Genomic DNA, 12,813 nt, shown 5'->3' on the forward strand with positions numbered 1-12,813 from the left:
GAATTCGGTGATCCTATTGAACAGAAATACGACATTTTCGTCCGTCGACAAGATGAAGGTTCAGCCAGGTGTGAGCAAATCCAAGAAAGCACAGCAGAAAGACTCACACATGATTAGCAGCATGGGCACTATGCGAATAGGTCCTGAATTTAAATCCCGCATTTCAGAACATGAAGGAAAGATCCTGGCCCTAGCAACAAGGGATGTAGTAACCCTCCCTCCTACTGCAACAATTATGGATGCAATCAGGATTATGACTGAAAGGAGATTCAGGCGTATTCCTATCACAAACGCCGGAACTCGGAGGCTTGAAGGGGTCGTTACTTCTGTAGATATTATCGATTTCCTGGGGGGCGGGAAAAAGAATCTACTAATTGAAAATCGCTTCAAAGGTAACCTTCTGGCAGCGATCAACGAAGAAGTACGGCAAATCATGGAAACTGACATTCCCTACCTTCATGAACAGGCTGACTTTAAAGATGCTGTTTCAATGATGATTGAAAGAAGAACAGGCGGCCTGCCAATTGTGAACAATGACATGCAGGTCATTGCAATCTTTACTGAAAGGAATGCAATTGAACTGATGGGTGGTCTCGTGACAAACCGAACTGTTGATGAATATATGACCGAGAGCGTCAGAATGGTCTCAACTGACACACCCATTGGACAGGCAGCAAAAGTAATGGTGGAGAATAAACTCCGAAGGCTTCCTGTAGTCAAGGACGGTATCTTCGCAGGAATTATCACTTCTTCTGATATTATCCATTTCCTTGGAAGGGGAGATGCTTTCAGTAAGTTGACAACAGGAAATATCCATGAGGCGCTTGACCAGCCTGTAGGTTCTATTGTATCAAAAGAACTGATATGGACTGTCCCTGGTACGGATCTGGGAAAAGCAATGGAAATAATGCTTGAGAAAAAGATAGGTTCACTTCCGGTTCTGGAGAACGGGGTGCTTCGCGGCATCATTACGGAAAGGGATCTACTAAAATCTCTGAATGAACCCCAGTAAATAATCAATTGATTAAAATCGATCCAGGGAAATTCGAGCTGGTCAAATTGGCTCAGAATTTCGTAAAGTAGTGGAAATAAGATTCATACTAAAAATTGAAAGCAAACTGAGACCAGAAAATCCTCAGGCTCAAGTTTTCAGAAGTTCAAGCTTTCAGGAGTTTTAAGAAAAAGGAAAATTTCTAGCTTGAAACAGATCGAGAAATAAGAACTTCTTAAATTAGCTCTCACTTCAACGAAAAGTACGCGTTACTTCTCTGAAAATTAGCAACCATAGCTAGAAATTGTAATGTGCGCATCTTATTCAAAAACTATAATTATTAATATTTATATATTGTAAAAATGAAGGAGGTACTTCATGAATGTGGCGGACATCATGAGTTCACCTGTATATGTTCTAAATGCAGATGAGCCCGTATCACATGCAAGAAAACTGATGTTAAGGTATAGAATCAGTACGTTGCTTGTCCTCAACGAGGGCAAGATGGTGGGAATCGTCACAAAATCAGACATCACTAACCGCCTGGCTCAGGCCGAACCTCTCTGGAGAAGAAGACCGATAGACCAGATCCCTATTAAGTTATTGATGACTGACTCGGTTATTACCATCTATCCTGAAGCCTCTATTTCCCAGGCAGCTGCCTTAATGCTTGAGAACGGAGTGCATAATGTTCCGGTGGTAAAAAACGACATTGTAGGTATTGTCACCAGGACAGATCTTGTGCGCTATGTTGCGGAAAATAGTGAGGAAATGAAAACAAAAATTCCTAAGTTAATGACTGAGGATATCGTTTCTGTTCACAGACATCACACTATCAACCATGTGATTGACGAAATGAACAGAAATGAAATAGAAAGAGTGATCGTTAAAGACGATGCAGGAAAGCCTGTAGGGATTATTTCCAGCAGAAGCCTTGCTTTAAACCTCTTAACTGACTTTCAAGGCGAACTTTCCACAAAAAATATCAAGATGACTCGTAGATCTTCTCCTGGAGGCCAGAAGACCTACAGATACGTAAAAGAGGTGCCTTTGACTGCAGAAGACATCATGGTTTCTCCAATAAACTCCATTGACGTAAATGAAAATATCAGTGCAGCCGCCAAAAAAATGATTGAAGAAGGAGTGACTGCATTACCTGTCAGTGATGGAGAAGATATAGTGGGCATATTAAGCAGAACCGATATCACGAAAGCCCTCCTCTGAAACACGGCAGAGTGGAGGTAAATATTGCGAAAGGTGGCAATAAAGAGCAATGGATAAAACAGCCAAATGTAAGAGAAGGATGCGAAATTAAATCACGGGAAAACGGATAAGTAAAATACGCAAAAAATTGCGAAAATTGTAATTAAAAATTCTGGATACGCATGAGGTGAATTGCATGCAAGTTAAAGATATAATGGTACAGCCATACAGGATTGACAAGTCAGACACCATATCTCACGCCCTGGATCTTATGGAAAAGAAGAACACAAAACGCCTGCTAGTAGTCCACGACGATCATGTACTCGGTGTACTTACAATGAGAAGTCTGACAGAGCAGCTCGGAACTCGCAAGAAACTGAGCAAACCTGCATCCTCTCTGCATGTTGCAACAGCCGTATCCGACAACTTTGTAAAGGTTCTGCCTGATACTGATATTAGGGATGCCCTTACCCTGATGAAAAAGAAAGGTGGCGTAATTATTGTCACTGATAATGGAAATGCCCTGGGCTGGGTGACACCCCAGGAACTTATGAAAGTAAACCATTTTTCAGGCTTTGTTGGAGAAGTAATGGAAAAAAGTCCTATCGTTGTCAGCCCATCTGATAGAGTGAGCCACGCCAGGAGGCTTATTCTTGATAAAAATGTGGGAAGGCTGCCAGTAATTGAAAACGGAAAGCTTGTAGGCATTGTTGCTGAGGATGACATTGCCTTTGCTATGCGCTCTTTCAGGGATCTGGTAGCTGACAATCAGCAGGACTCGAGGATCAGGAACCTGCTGGTAGGGGATATTATGACCCGCAGTGTGGTCAGTGTTTATACAAATACACCTCTGGCAGAAGCTGTTCAGACTATGATGAAACACGATGTAGGAGGTGTTCCGGTCCTTAATCTGGAGGATGAACTTGCTGGCTTCCTGGCTCGTAGAAATATAATAAACACAATTGAGGAATAAGCTTAAATTCAGAAAAAGAGAGCTAAACAAAACTTAACCGAAATAAAAAGCAAGTAAGAGAAGGCCTGTCTTAAAGGAGCAGGCCTTTTTAAATTTCTAAGTTTTCCTTTCGATTGATTTCTTACATTTAGAGCAAATTGGATTTTACAGTGAATCCTACTTTTAGAGTAGTTTTTGTATTAGAGTAGTTTCTCGTTTTTAGAAAGCTCTATCTCCACCAATCAGGCCTCCCAAAATACCGGTTCCAGCAACGCCGGTTTGTTCGTCGCGGTTACGGCCATAGGCAGAAGCTGCAAAGATTCTATCAGCAAGACGGGAGAAAGGCAGGCTCTGCATATACACTGTGCCCGGGCCTGTAAGGGTTGCAAGAACAACTCCTTCACCACCGAAAAGGGCATTTTTAAAGTTCTTTGACCAGGTTATGTCATAGGTTACAGTTTCTGTGAAAGCTGCCACACAGCCCGTGTCGACACGGTAAGTCTCGCCAGCTGCCAGGTCTTTTCTTATAACTGTGCCCCCAATATGGAGAAAGGCCAAACCGTCACCCTGCAACCTTTGCAAGATAAAACCTTCGCCACCGAAAAATCCTGCTCCAAGCTTGCGGGTAAAAGCTACTTCCACATCTACTCCGCGAGCCGCACAGAGAAATGAATCTTTCTGGCATAGGAGACTGCCTCCGAACTTTGTGAGATCAAAGGGAATAATTTTGCCCGGATAAGGAGCTGCAAAAGCTACATGCCCTTTTCCAGAGCCTTTGTGAACAAAGCTTGTAATAAAGAAACTTTCTCCGGTTAGAGCCCGTTTAAGTCCTTTTTTGAGGCTTCCGAAAAGTCCGCCTCCTTCGTTACCCATACTGGTCTGCATCTGAATTCCGGGTCCCATATATGCCATAGCCCCAGCCTCTGCCTGGACTGCTTCATCAGGATCAAGCTCAATTTCAACAATCTGCATGTCTTCGCCGATAATCTTGTAGTCGATCTCATCTGCCATATAATACTCTCCAATCTTTTTACAAGCTTTGATGCAACAAAGATTATAGGCCAAAGACTTAAAAAGATTTTCAGTGTATTGAGCTATTCTCCAGTTTATTTCCTAAGAAACAGGCTAGATAAGGACGAAAAACAGGTTATTATAAAGATGCACCTGATACTCATACCTATGTTCATCTGATGCTCCGAAAATACGCCTGAGAACGATAACTTATTTCAAGCCTGAAAACAGATAAATAAACATGAGTAGAGAGGGGAATGAGGAGATAGATTCTCAATTTGTAGATAGGCTTTCCAGTTTCCTGGGGTTTGATAAGGAAAGAGTTGGGCACCTTTTTGAGAAAAATTATCTTGCCCAGAACTGGGGAAAGTATGATTATTTATTCCGTTTCGATAAGGAGATATCCCACATAGAAAGAGGAACCGTGCTCTATGAAAAAGACGGTTCTTTCGAAATCATTATGGGTTTCCCGAAAATCCGAAGAGCCATGGTACTGGATCCCACGATTAAAAAGCACTTCAGCAGCATTGAAAAAGTAGCCGTGGAAGAAAAAATGAATGGATACAATGTTCGCATAGCAATTGCAAAAGACGAAATCCTTGCAATTACCCGGAGCGGGTATATCTGCCCTTATACGACTCAAAAGGCAAAAGAAAAATTGAATCTGAAATTTTTTGATGATTTCCCTGAACTTGTACTCTATGGAGAAATGATAGGCCCAGACAATCCTTATGTCCCAAAAGATATCTATGGAATCGAGTCGGTAGAGTTTTATATCTTTGATATTCGAGAGAAAAACAGTGGTAAGCCTCTTCCAATAAACCGGAGGCGGGAAATTTTAGAAAAATACGGCTTTTTTCAAGTAAAGTTTTTCAAAGAAATTCCTCTGGAAAGTGCTGCTGAAGAAATCAGAAAAATAATCCGGGAACTTGGAGAAAAAGAGCATGAAGGTGTTGTAATAAAGGATCCGGAAATGGTTCTCTCCCCATTAAAGTATACCTCATCCCAAAGTAATTGTTCGGATCTCAGGCATGCCTTTAAGTTTTACAATGAAACTGGCAGAGACTATATGCTTTCAAGGATTGTCAGAGAAGGTTTTCAGACAGTTGAATGGGATGAAGATAAGACCAAATTCGAAAAACGCTGTATACAACTTGGAGAAAGCATACTTGGTCCTCTAAGAGAATCCATCCGAAGTGTAAAAAATGGTCAGAGGCTGTATGAGGAAGCAAGGATCCGGGTAAGGGATTTAGAAACTGCAGCCGACTTTGAAAATTATCTTAGAAGACTTGGGATCGATGCAGTTTTTGAAGATCCTCAATTAATTGGAGATGAGTATCTGATAATTATAAGAAAAATCAATAAAAGTACTAACGATAAAACTCAAGCAATCTGGCAGGGCGAAACCTGGTAATATTTTCCTTCAATATTGGATTTTAAGATTTGCTCTTGAAAAGCTTTTTCAGAATTTTTCGAAAAGAAATATATTACAGTATAATTATACCAGATGCAGGTTTATTCTAAATACAGGTTTTAAAGTGTTATTAATACAATTTATAGCCTTACAATCCGGAAAATATTGAGTGTTCGAATAAGACACATAAGACTGAATTAGACTGATTATGAGACTGAGTTTACTTATCCAGAATTTACTTATCCAGAATAATTTTAATTGAAATAACTTTAAAAATGCTGATTAGAAGTAATTAGACTTTATTGGAAGGATTTAGAAGTTTAGAAGTTATTACAAAGAATTAGAAGGAATCCAGTATGACAAACGTTGCAATTATCGGGACGGAAAAAAGCGGAAGGACCTCTCTTGCTGCAAACCTGGGGAAAAAAGGAACCTCCTCCGACATAACCATGTACAATAATGATAAAGAAAGCCGGAAAATGGCCTTCGTGGACCCTCACGGCTATCCTAAAGCCTTAAAATCCCTGATCACGTCACTTAATATTTCAGACATTGCAATCCTCTGTGTCCCTCCTGATGGCCTTAACAGAGACAATCCTGCAAGTGTTCATACCGGAGAATGCATTGTTGCTCTGGACCTGCTCGGTTTTAAACATGGAATAATTGCTCTGACAAAGTCCGACAGTACCCATATGTATGCTGTTGATGAGCTGAAAAAGAAAATAAAACTAATGACTGCGGGCACTTCCCTTCAGGACTGGGAATGTATTTCTCTAAATACCAACAAAGGTGCAAAAAATCCTTTTGAGGGTGTGGAAGACCTCAAAGCCAAAATTTCCGAGATCTCGGAAAAAATAGAAGCTGAGCAGGATGAGTTGAATAACCTGCCTGCAAGGGTGTTTATAGATCATGCTTTCAATGTCACTGGAAAAGGCTGTGTTGTTCTAGGAGTTGTCAAACAGGGGATCTCAAAAGATAAAGATAAGACCAAGATTTTCCCGCTGGACAGGGATATTGAAATCCGATCCATCCAGAGCCATGATGTTGATATTGACAGTGCACCCACAGGCACCAGAGTAGGGATGCGCCTTAAAAACGTGCAGGCTAAAGATATAGAAAGGGGATTTATTATCTCTGATAAAGAAGTCGTAACTACTGATTATACCCTTAAATGCAATATCTCAAAGTTCACACGAGCAATTGAAACCTCAAGTGTGCTTCACCTCTTTGTTGGCCTGCAATCCGAACCTGTGCGTGTGGAGAAAATTCTGGTTGATGGGCAAGAAGTCAAAGAAGTAAAGCCTAGAAGCACTTGTGTGCTCGAACTCTCAGGCAACAAGAAAGTAGCTTACAGCAAAGAAGACCGTTTCCTGCTGGCAAATCTTGATCTGCCACAGAGATTTGCAGGCTATGGTTTTTCGAAATAAGCTTTTTTATTATTTCTTAATGACCTCTTTATAATTATTTAATAAATAATTCTTTTAAGGGTATAATATGGAAAAAGACTTACAAAGAAATGGTTCAGGAAAAAAAGATTTCGGAAAAAACGAAACCGTATGTGAAAACGGGGAAGGCAAAGTAAGAGATAGAACGATCTATGGGAGTGCTTTTCATAGAAATGTCTGCTGGCAGCGTTCTTATCAGAGGCCGAAAGGTGAAGAGCTTATCATGGCACTCTACGGCAGCCTTAGAGATGGCCTTTACAATAGCCGGCGTTTCGACCTGCAAAACAGGTCAGAGTTCCTGGGCATAACAAATTTGAGAGGATACGCTCTTTACTCTCTGGGCCCCTACCCAGGCGTCTACCCCTCGGAAAATTCCTATATTGTAGCTGAAGTACGCAGGTTTTCAGGAAAACAGCAACTTGAAATCGCCAAATCAATTGATTATATGGAACTTTTCGGAGGATATCACAGGGAATATGTGGACCTGGAAATCGGTGATCAGAAGTTTAAAGGCTTTATTTATGTTTATGATGAGAAGCCTGAGACTGAAAAAATCGAGCACGGTGACTGGGTCAGATACTTGAAAGAAAAAGAGTTACAAGAAAGAGAGTTACCTGAGCGAAATAACTGAAAAGATAAAGAAAAACGGAAAACAGAGATAAGAAATAGAGATGGAAGAAATAGAGATGGAAGAAATAGAGATGGAAGAAATAGAGATGGAAGAAATAGAAACCTAAAAATTCACAAGTTTTTCCAGAAAAATTATAAATCTCTTAAAAACTCAAGGCTCTGAATTCCCTCTTCCATAGAACTCATCTCAGTAACGAAAATTCCTTTATAATCTGAAAGCTTTTCCATAACTTGCTTCCAGTCTATTGAGCCTTTTCCTAGAGGTAAATGTTCATCTTTTTTACCCATATTGTCATGGATATGCACATGGGAAATTTTTTCTGAGAGGAGATCCAGAAAATCGTCAATAAGCCCAACTGTGTTTGCGTGTCCTACATCAAAGGTAAAACCCACATTATGGCTTCCAATGGATTCAAGCATCTCAAGCATTTCGTCGGGATATTTTCCAAAGATCTTCGGCATGTCGGGCATATTTTCAACAGCAACCAGAATTCCGAAATCTGCTGCAAAGTCACAGATTTCCTGGAGAGAGGAAAGATTGATAAAATAGGCTTCCTGTGGAACCTGCGCGCCATAAGGGGAAAGATAGCCAGGGTGTACTACAGCCAGATTGACATAGTTAGAGGCAAGAGTCAGGTAGTGCTTCATCTGCCTGAGAACTTCTGCCCTTATTGAGTCATTCAGACCTGCCAGGTTCATATCCGAGAAAGGTAGGTGAAGAGTTAGTTCAAGGCCTGTAGTTTCACTGATATTTTTCAAATTCTGAATATTCTTGCTGTTCAGGCACTGAGAACCTTCCTGTACTATTTCCCAACCTGTATACCCATTGTCTTCGAGCGTGTAAGCCCATCTGAAGGGATCTTCAACGACTGCACGCGACGAATAGCTGATTCTGTGCAATTGCATGACGAAAATTCATTCCTTTTCATTTATCAATGTAGATCATGTGGCGCAAACTGAGATATATTTAACTGAATTATTTAATTGAATTCAGCTAAAATCAGTTCTTATAGAGCATTAAAGAAACATTAAAGGCTTACAAATTATTAAATGTGTATAAAGGCTAAAAAGCATTAAAACCCTGAATTTTCTCAATCCCTCTCCACATAGTCCATTTCTACTTCAACAACTGGTTTTCCTTCTTCAGTAAGGGGCAAAAGCCATTCAAAAAGTCTTTCGATTTCTTTCTGAGAATCAGCCCTGATAAGGACTTCGATAGACCCGAGAGGTTCTTCCTGCGCAGGAACACTGGGAACTCCGACAAAAGCAGCCTGTTTATTGAGCGAAAAGCGAACTGAAAGCCCGTCGCTGGATAAACCTTTGTTAAAAGCTTTGTTGCGGACACTATCTATAATCTCTTCTTTGCGAATGAGCCTATGCAGGGTTTGCAGAATATCAATTCCTCCCTCGCCTGAAAGGAAAAAAGATGGAGAAGATCCTGTTTCTGATTCTGTGGCCTCAATAGCTTCCTTTTCGAGTTCAATATCAGTAAAAAGGGACGAAACTGCTTTGATAACTTTTTCTAAGTCTTCTGTAGGATATACAGCTGCTGAAACCTTAACATGTATCATAAATTTGCTCCAGTAATTTAAAAACGATTTATTCCGGAATTTTATTCAGAAATATATTCAAGAAAGTTACTCAACAGGGTTTTTTCCTAAATAGTTGCTCAAAACTTCAATAACATCCTTTTTGAAAGTTTCCAGAGTGGAATTATTTTCAATTTCAATGCTGGATGCCTCTATAGCTTCTCCCATGCCCCAGCCAAGTTCTCGTTCGTCCCTGTTGCGGAGTCCTTCTATACTGTTCATATCATCGCTTCTGCCTCTTTTCTGAACTCTGGAAAAGCGGACTTCGATAGGAGCGTAAATGGAAATCAGGATAAAACCTTCTCCGAATTCTCGATTGAAGCATTCCACTTCAGCAATCCCGCGTACCCCGTCCACAACAACAAGGTCAGAGCCAGTATCCCTGATTTGGGAAATACAGCGTACTGCAACTGCATCCATGCCCTCGCATTTGCGAAGCTGTGTTGCAACCATTCCGGTATTGGAATCATTGGGTTCAAGCCCGCGCCTTAACACTTCCTTCCGGATCACATCACCCATATTAATAACTGGAATGCCCATTTCGGCAGCAATTCTGGCAGCTTCCGATTTTCCAGATGCTGGCATGCCTACAAACGCTATTATCTTCATCAAAAATTACCCTTTAAACTTTAGTTATTAAATCTGAATTGTTATTGAGCTATTAGACCTTAGTTATTAACCTGAATTATCGAATAGTGAGTCATTACATTTGAATTGTCTAGTTATAAATCATTAATTTGAGCCACCGAATCTTTAGATTCGAACAGAAGCCTGGATATTATTGAATCTTAATCTCAAAGGCAAATAAAGCTAAAATTATAAATTAAATAGTGAGTTGAATAATGGAGTCTGTACATTAAACCTTGAAAATGATATGATTCTAGTCAAATCACAGGATCGTATATATTATTTCCTGAAAACTAGCATTTGGGTAAACAAAAAGCTAGAACAAGAAATAATTGAAGAAACTAAGAGTAAGGAAAGGCCAGGAGAAAGTCAAGAAGAAACCTGAAGTAAAAAAGGTTGAGAGAAGATTAAGAAAAAAACCTGAAGTAAGGGAAGTTAGAGAGGACTAAAAGCCCTGAAGTAAGGAAGGTCAAGGAAATCCTAAAAATGATAGGTTAGCAGGTGGGCCAAAAAGGTCAGGATGGAGAATATAACGGCCTCATCCTTACAAAAAACATGTTTCTTACTTATGAAAACATATCTCTTCCTTATGAAAACATCTTGCTGAAAACTGACGTCTTAAAATCTACCAAGGGCTTAAGCCTGTAATCCTCAAGAAGTACTTTACGGGTGCTTTCCATTGGAACACTCAGGGAAATTTCTTTCGTCCGACCGTAGCGGCCTTTACTCACTACCACTGCATTGACTATGCCCAGCATATCAAGCTCGGACATCAGATCGGTAACCCTGCGCTGAGTAAGGATATCCACATCAATATGGTGACAGAGTTGGCGATAAACATTGTACATCTCGCCTGTTGTGACATTCTTACCTTCTCTGCCCCTGTTCCGTAAAAGAATGATACTATAGAGTACGAGTTTGGATTGAGTAGGAAGAGTTCTTACCACTTCGACCACGCGGTCAATTTCGATTTTTTCCTGAGCGCGCCTTACATGCTCTTCAAGAACCTGAGGCTGATTCTCCCGTTCTGCAATTTCCCCTGAGACTCGAAGGAGATCAAGTGCGCGCCTGGCATCGCCGTGTTCCTGGGCTGCAAAAGCAGCGCATAAGGGAATTACCATCTCACCGAGAGCCCCGCTGGTGTAAGCCATTTTTGCCCTTTGTTTTAGGATATCGCTTATCTGCTCAGCATCATAAGGAGGGAAAATAAGTTCTTCTTCACCCAGGGAGCTTTTGACCCTGGGGTCCAGAAATTCTGTAAATTTCAGATCGTTTGAAACACCGATCATACTGACTTTGGCTCTACGAAGATCTGTGTTAATTCTCGAGAGGTTATAAAGAACGTCATCACCTTTTTTAATCAACTTATCGATTTCGTCCAAAATTATAATAATGACCTGCTCTCTAGAATCAATTGCCTCCTTAAATTTCATGAAGACCTGATCAGTAGGCCATCCGGTCATAGGAACCTCTTCTTCAAAATGTCTTGCAAGATTTGCAAGGAGCCGGTACTGTGTATCGATCACTTCACAGTTAATATAAACAACTGAGCAAAAAAGTGATTTGTCTTCGCTTACCCTCTCAAGTTCCTTTCCAACATACCGGGTAACTGCAGTTTTTCCCGTTCCAGTTTTTCCGTAAATAAGTACATTGGAAGGGGTCTCTCCTCGGAGTGCAGAAACCAATATTGTCGCAAGACTATTAATTTGCTCGTTCCTGTGCAACAAAAGGTCAGGTGTGTAAGAAGGCCGAAGTACTTCTTTGTTTTTGAAAATTGATTTCCCGTCAAGTAATTTTTCGAATAAGCCGTCTAATGATTGAGCTTTTATCATGAATAGCCCTCTATAAAAATTATGATATTAAGCATGTAAGAGTTAAGATACTTCTAACACAGATAATTAACATCCAATAAAGATTAATTAATACATAAGACAATATATACAATTAATTAATGCAGTTGATATACTATATTACCTTTTTCTCATTACTCTCGTTTTTATAAACTAGAGTAAGCTAGAGATTGAAACTTTATTCACGGAATAGACTTTGAAAGACTGCATTGTTTGTTCGGAGTTTCTCAGTCTCAGGGCAAGCCTGTGAATTTAATAGCCGAACTGATCTTTTAATTACTTTTAAGAATTTTATAATATTAAACGCTCTATTGATGCTTGAAACCAGGAGGATTTTTTAAACAGGCTGTCGCCACTTTAAATCCTCCGAATCCACAACTATTAAATATTTATGCTTTTTAACTGCTTTTTAAAGATATGTTACTTTGAGTTATGTTTTCTAAAGCCACATTTATATGGTGCTCTTTTTAGAGTTACCTTTTAGCTTTTCCTGTTTAAATACTTAGACAATTGTAACCACACCTGCTGGATAAGCTTTATACTAATTGTACTAATATTACAATAGTCGTTAATTACAATAGTCGTTAAGCGGGTTTCAGATAATTATCGTGATAATTATCAATGGACTTTAGAGAGTTTAATGGATTTTAGAGAGTTGTAATTTAGGGAATTGTGAATAAGTTTTATGTAAGGGATATTGGGAAGGGGAAAGAGTTTTAAAAGTTTGTTAAGCTTTTAATTCTGAAGTCTTAGTTCTTAATATCTAGAACTAAAGTTTACTTTAGGATTTTTGAAATTTTACTTCTCTATTGTTTGTACCTTTATAGAAAACCCTACAAATTCTGCTCACGAGGAGAAAGGGATAGAATATACATGTTTCTTATAGTTAATGCCTGAAACTCTTATTTTCTACTAATCGCAGATAAAATGGCGGGCAAGTCTTAAGTTTCAAGATACCTTGCAAACCCATATGAAATCTATATTCCATATCTTCTTTTGTTAAAACTTTATGTGAAATTGGCTTATAAACAAATAATTTTAAGCTATATTTGCAGTAGATCCAATGGAAGTACACCTTATTAATTGTTATGGTAAAGACCC

General features: G+C 39.6%; 11 protein-coding genes. 6 read left to right on the forward strand and 5 right to left on the reverse strand.

Annotated elements, in window-relative coordinates:
- The first annotated feature begins 70 nt into the window (after positions 1-70).
- The 3 genes from BP861_RS09620 to BP861_RS09630 all read left to right on the forward strand — a co-directional run bounded on the left by BP861_RS09620 (position 71) and on the right by BP861_RS09630 (position 3,167).
- Entirely contained in the window at positions 71-1,012 is a 942-nt protein-coding gene (locus BP861_RS09620; RefSeq protein WP_394339172.1) for a CBS domain-containing protein, read from the forward strand.
- 357 nt (positions 1,013-1,369) lie between these two features.
- Positions 1,370-2,215, forward strand: a complete 846-nt coding sequence (locus tag BP861_RS09625; RefSeq protein WP_292374765.1) for a CBS domain-containing protein — start codon at positions 1,370-1,372, stop codon at positions 2,213-2,215.
- A gap of 175 nt (positions 2,216-2,390) precedes the next feature.
- Positions 2,391-3,167 (forward strand): CBS domain-containing protein, encoded by a 777-nt coding sequence (locus BP861_RS09630; RefSeq protein WP_292374767.1) that lies wholly within the window; start codon positions 2,391-2,393, stop codon positions 3,165-3,167.
- Between the two features lie 198 nt (positions 3,168-3,365).
- Here the strand turns inward: BP861_RS09630 and BP861_RS09635 are convergent, their stop codons facing one another.
- Complete coding sequence (locus BP861_RS09635) at positions 3,366-4,157, reverse strand: TIGR00266 family protein (RefSeq protein WP_292374768.1); 792 nt, start codon at positions 4,155-4,157, stop codon at positions 3,366-3,368.
- 241 nt (positions 4,158-4,398) lie between these two features.
- Here BP861_RS09635 and BP861_RS09640 point away from each other — a divergent pair, with 241 nt between their 5' ends.
- The 3 genes from BP861_RS09640 (at position 4,399) to BP861_RS09650 (ending at position 7,647) form a co-directional block, all read left to right on the forward strand.
- Complete coding sequence (locus BP861_RS09640) at positions 4,399-5,571, forward strand: RNA ligase (RefSeq protein WP_292374770.1); 1,173 nt, start codon at positions 4,399-4,401, stop codon at positions 5,569-5,571.
- 356 nt (positions 5,572-5,927) lie between these two features.
- Positions 5,928-6,998 (forward strand): elongation factor Tu, encoded by a 1,071-nt coding sequence (locus tag BP861_RS09645; RefSeq protein ID WP_292374772.1) that lies wholly within the window; start codon positions 5,928-5,930, stop codon positions 6,996-6,998.
- A gap of 67 nt (positions 6,999-7,065) precedes the next feature.
- Complete coding sequence (locus BP861_RS09650; protein ID WP_292374774.1) at positions 7,066-7,647, forward strand: gamma-glutamylcyclotransferase family protein; 582 nt, start codon at positions 7,066-7,068, stop codon at positions 7,645-7,647.
- Positions 7,648-7,778: 131 nt separating this feature from the next.
- Here BP861_RS09650 and BP861_RS09655 read toward each other — a convergent pair whose 3' ends face one another.
- From BP861_RS09655 to BP861_RS09670, 4 genes are all read right to left on the reverse strand, one after another.
- Positions 7,779-8,552: a sugar phosphate isomerase/epimerase family protein gene (locus BP861_RS09655; RefSeq protein WP_292374775.1), complete on the reverse strand. Its 774-nt coding sequence runs from the start codon at positions 8,550-8,552 to the stop codon at positions 7,779-7,781.
- A 185-nt stretch (positions 8,553-8,737) separates the two neighbouring features.
- The gene (locus BP861_RS09660; RefSeq protein WP_292374776.1) at positions 8,738-9,217 is read right to left on the reverse strand and encodes an RNA-binding domain-containing protein; all 480 of its coding nucleotides are present in this window, start codon (positions 9,215-9,217) and stop codon (positions 8,738-8,740) included.
- A 66-nt stretch (positions 9,218-9,283) separates the two neighbouring features.
- A complete protein-coding gene (locus BP861_RS09665) occupies positions 9,284-9,844 on the reverse strand; it encodes a dephospho-CoA kinase (RefSeq protein ID WP_292374777.1) in 561 nt (186 codons plus the stop codon).
- A gap of 605 nt (positions 9,845-10,449) precedes the next feature.
- Complete coding sequence (locus BP861_RS09670) at positions 10,450-11,694, reverse strand: ORC1-type DNA replication protein (protein ID WP_292374778.1); 1,245 nt, start codon at positions 11,692-11,694, stop codon at positions 10,450-10,452.
- Positions 11,695-12,813: the final 1,119 nt, after the last annotated feature.

The organism is Methanosarcina sp. UBA411, from assembly GCF_002495725.1.
Taxonomy (GTDB): domain Archaea; phylum Halobacteriota; class Methanosarcinia; order Methanosarcinales; family Methanosarcinaceae; genus Methanosarcina.

What these genes read in the sequence shown, in the direction of transcription:
- BP861_RS09625 (WP_292374765.1), top strand. Translation starts at nt 1,370, where the DNA reads ATGAATGTGGCGGACATCATGAGTTCACCTGTATATGTTCTAAATGCA.
- BP861_RS09630 (WP_292374767.1), top strand. Translation starts at nt 2,391, where the DNA reads ATGCAAGTTAAAGATATAATGGTACAGCCATACAGGATTGACAAGTCA.
- BP861_RS09635 (WP_292374768.1), bottom strand. Translation starts at nt 4,157, where the DNA reads ATGGCAGATGAGATCGACTACAAGATTATCGGCGAAGACATGCAGATT.
- BP861_RS09640 (WP_292374770.1), top strand. Translation starts at nt 4,399, where the DNA reads ATGAGTAGAGAGGGGAATGAGGAGATAGATTCTCAATTTGTAGATAGG.
- BP861_RS09645 (WP_292374772.1), top strand. Translation starts at nt 5,928, where the DNA reads ATGACAAACGTTGCAATTATCGGGACGGAAAAAAGCGGAAGGACCTCT.
- BP861_RS09650 (WP_292374774.1), top strand. Translation starts at nt 7,066, where the DNA reads ATGGAAAAAGACTTACAAAGAAATGGTTCAGGAAAAAAAGATTTCGGA.
- BP861_RS09655 (WP_292374775.1), bottom strand. Translation starts at nt 8,552, where the DNA reads ATGCAATTGCACAGAATCAGCTATTCGTCGCGTGCAGTCGTTGAAGAT.
- BP861_RS09660 (WP_292374776.1), bottom strand. Translation starts at nt 9,217, where the DNA reads ATGATACATGTTAAGGTTTCAGCAGCTGTATATCCTACAGAAGACTTA.
- BP861_RS09665 (WP_292374777.1), bottom strand. Translation starts at nt 9,844, where the DNA reads ATGAAGATAATAGCGTTTGTAGGCATGCCAGCATCTGGAAAATCGGAA.
- BP861_RS09670 (WP_292374778.1), bottom strand. Translation starts at nt 11,694, where the DNA reads ATGATAAAAGCTCAATCATTAGACGGCTTATTCGAAAAATTACTTGAC.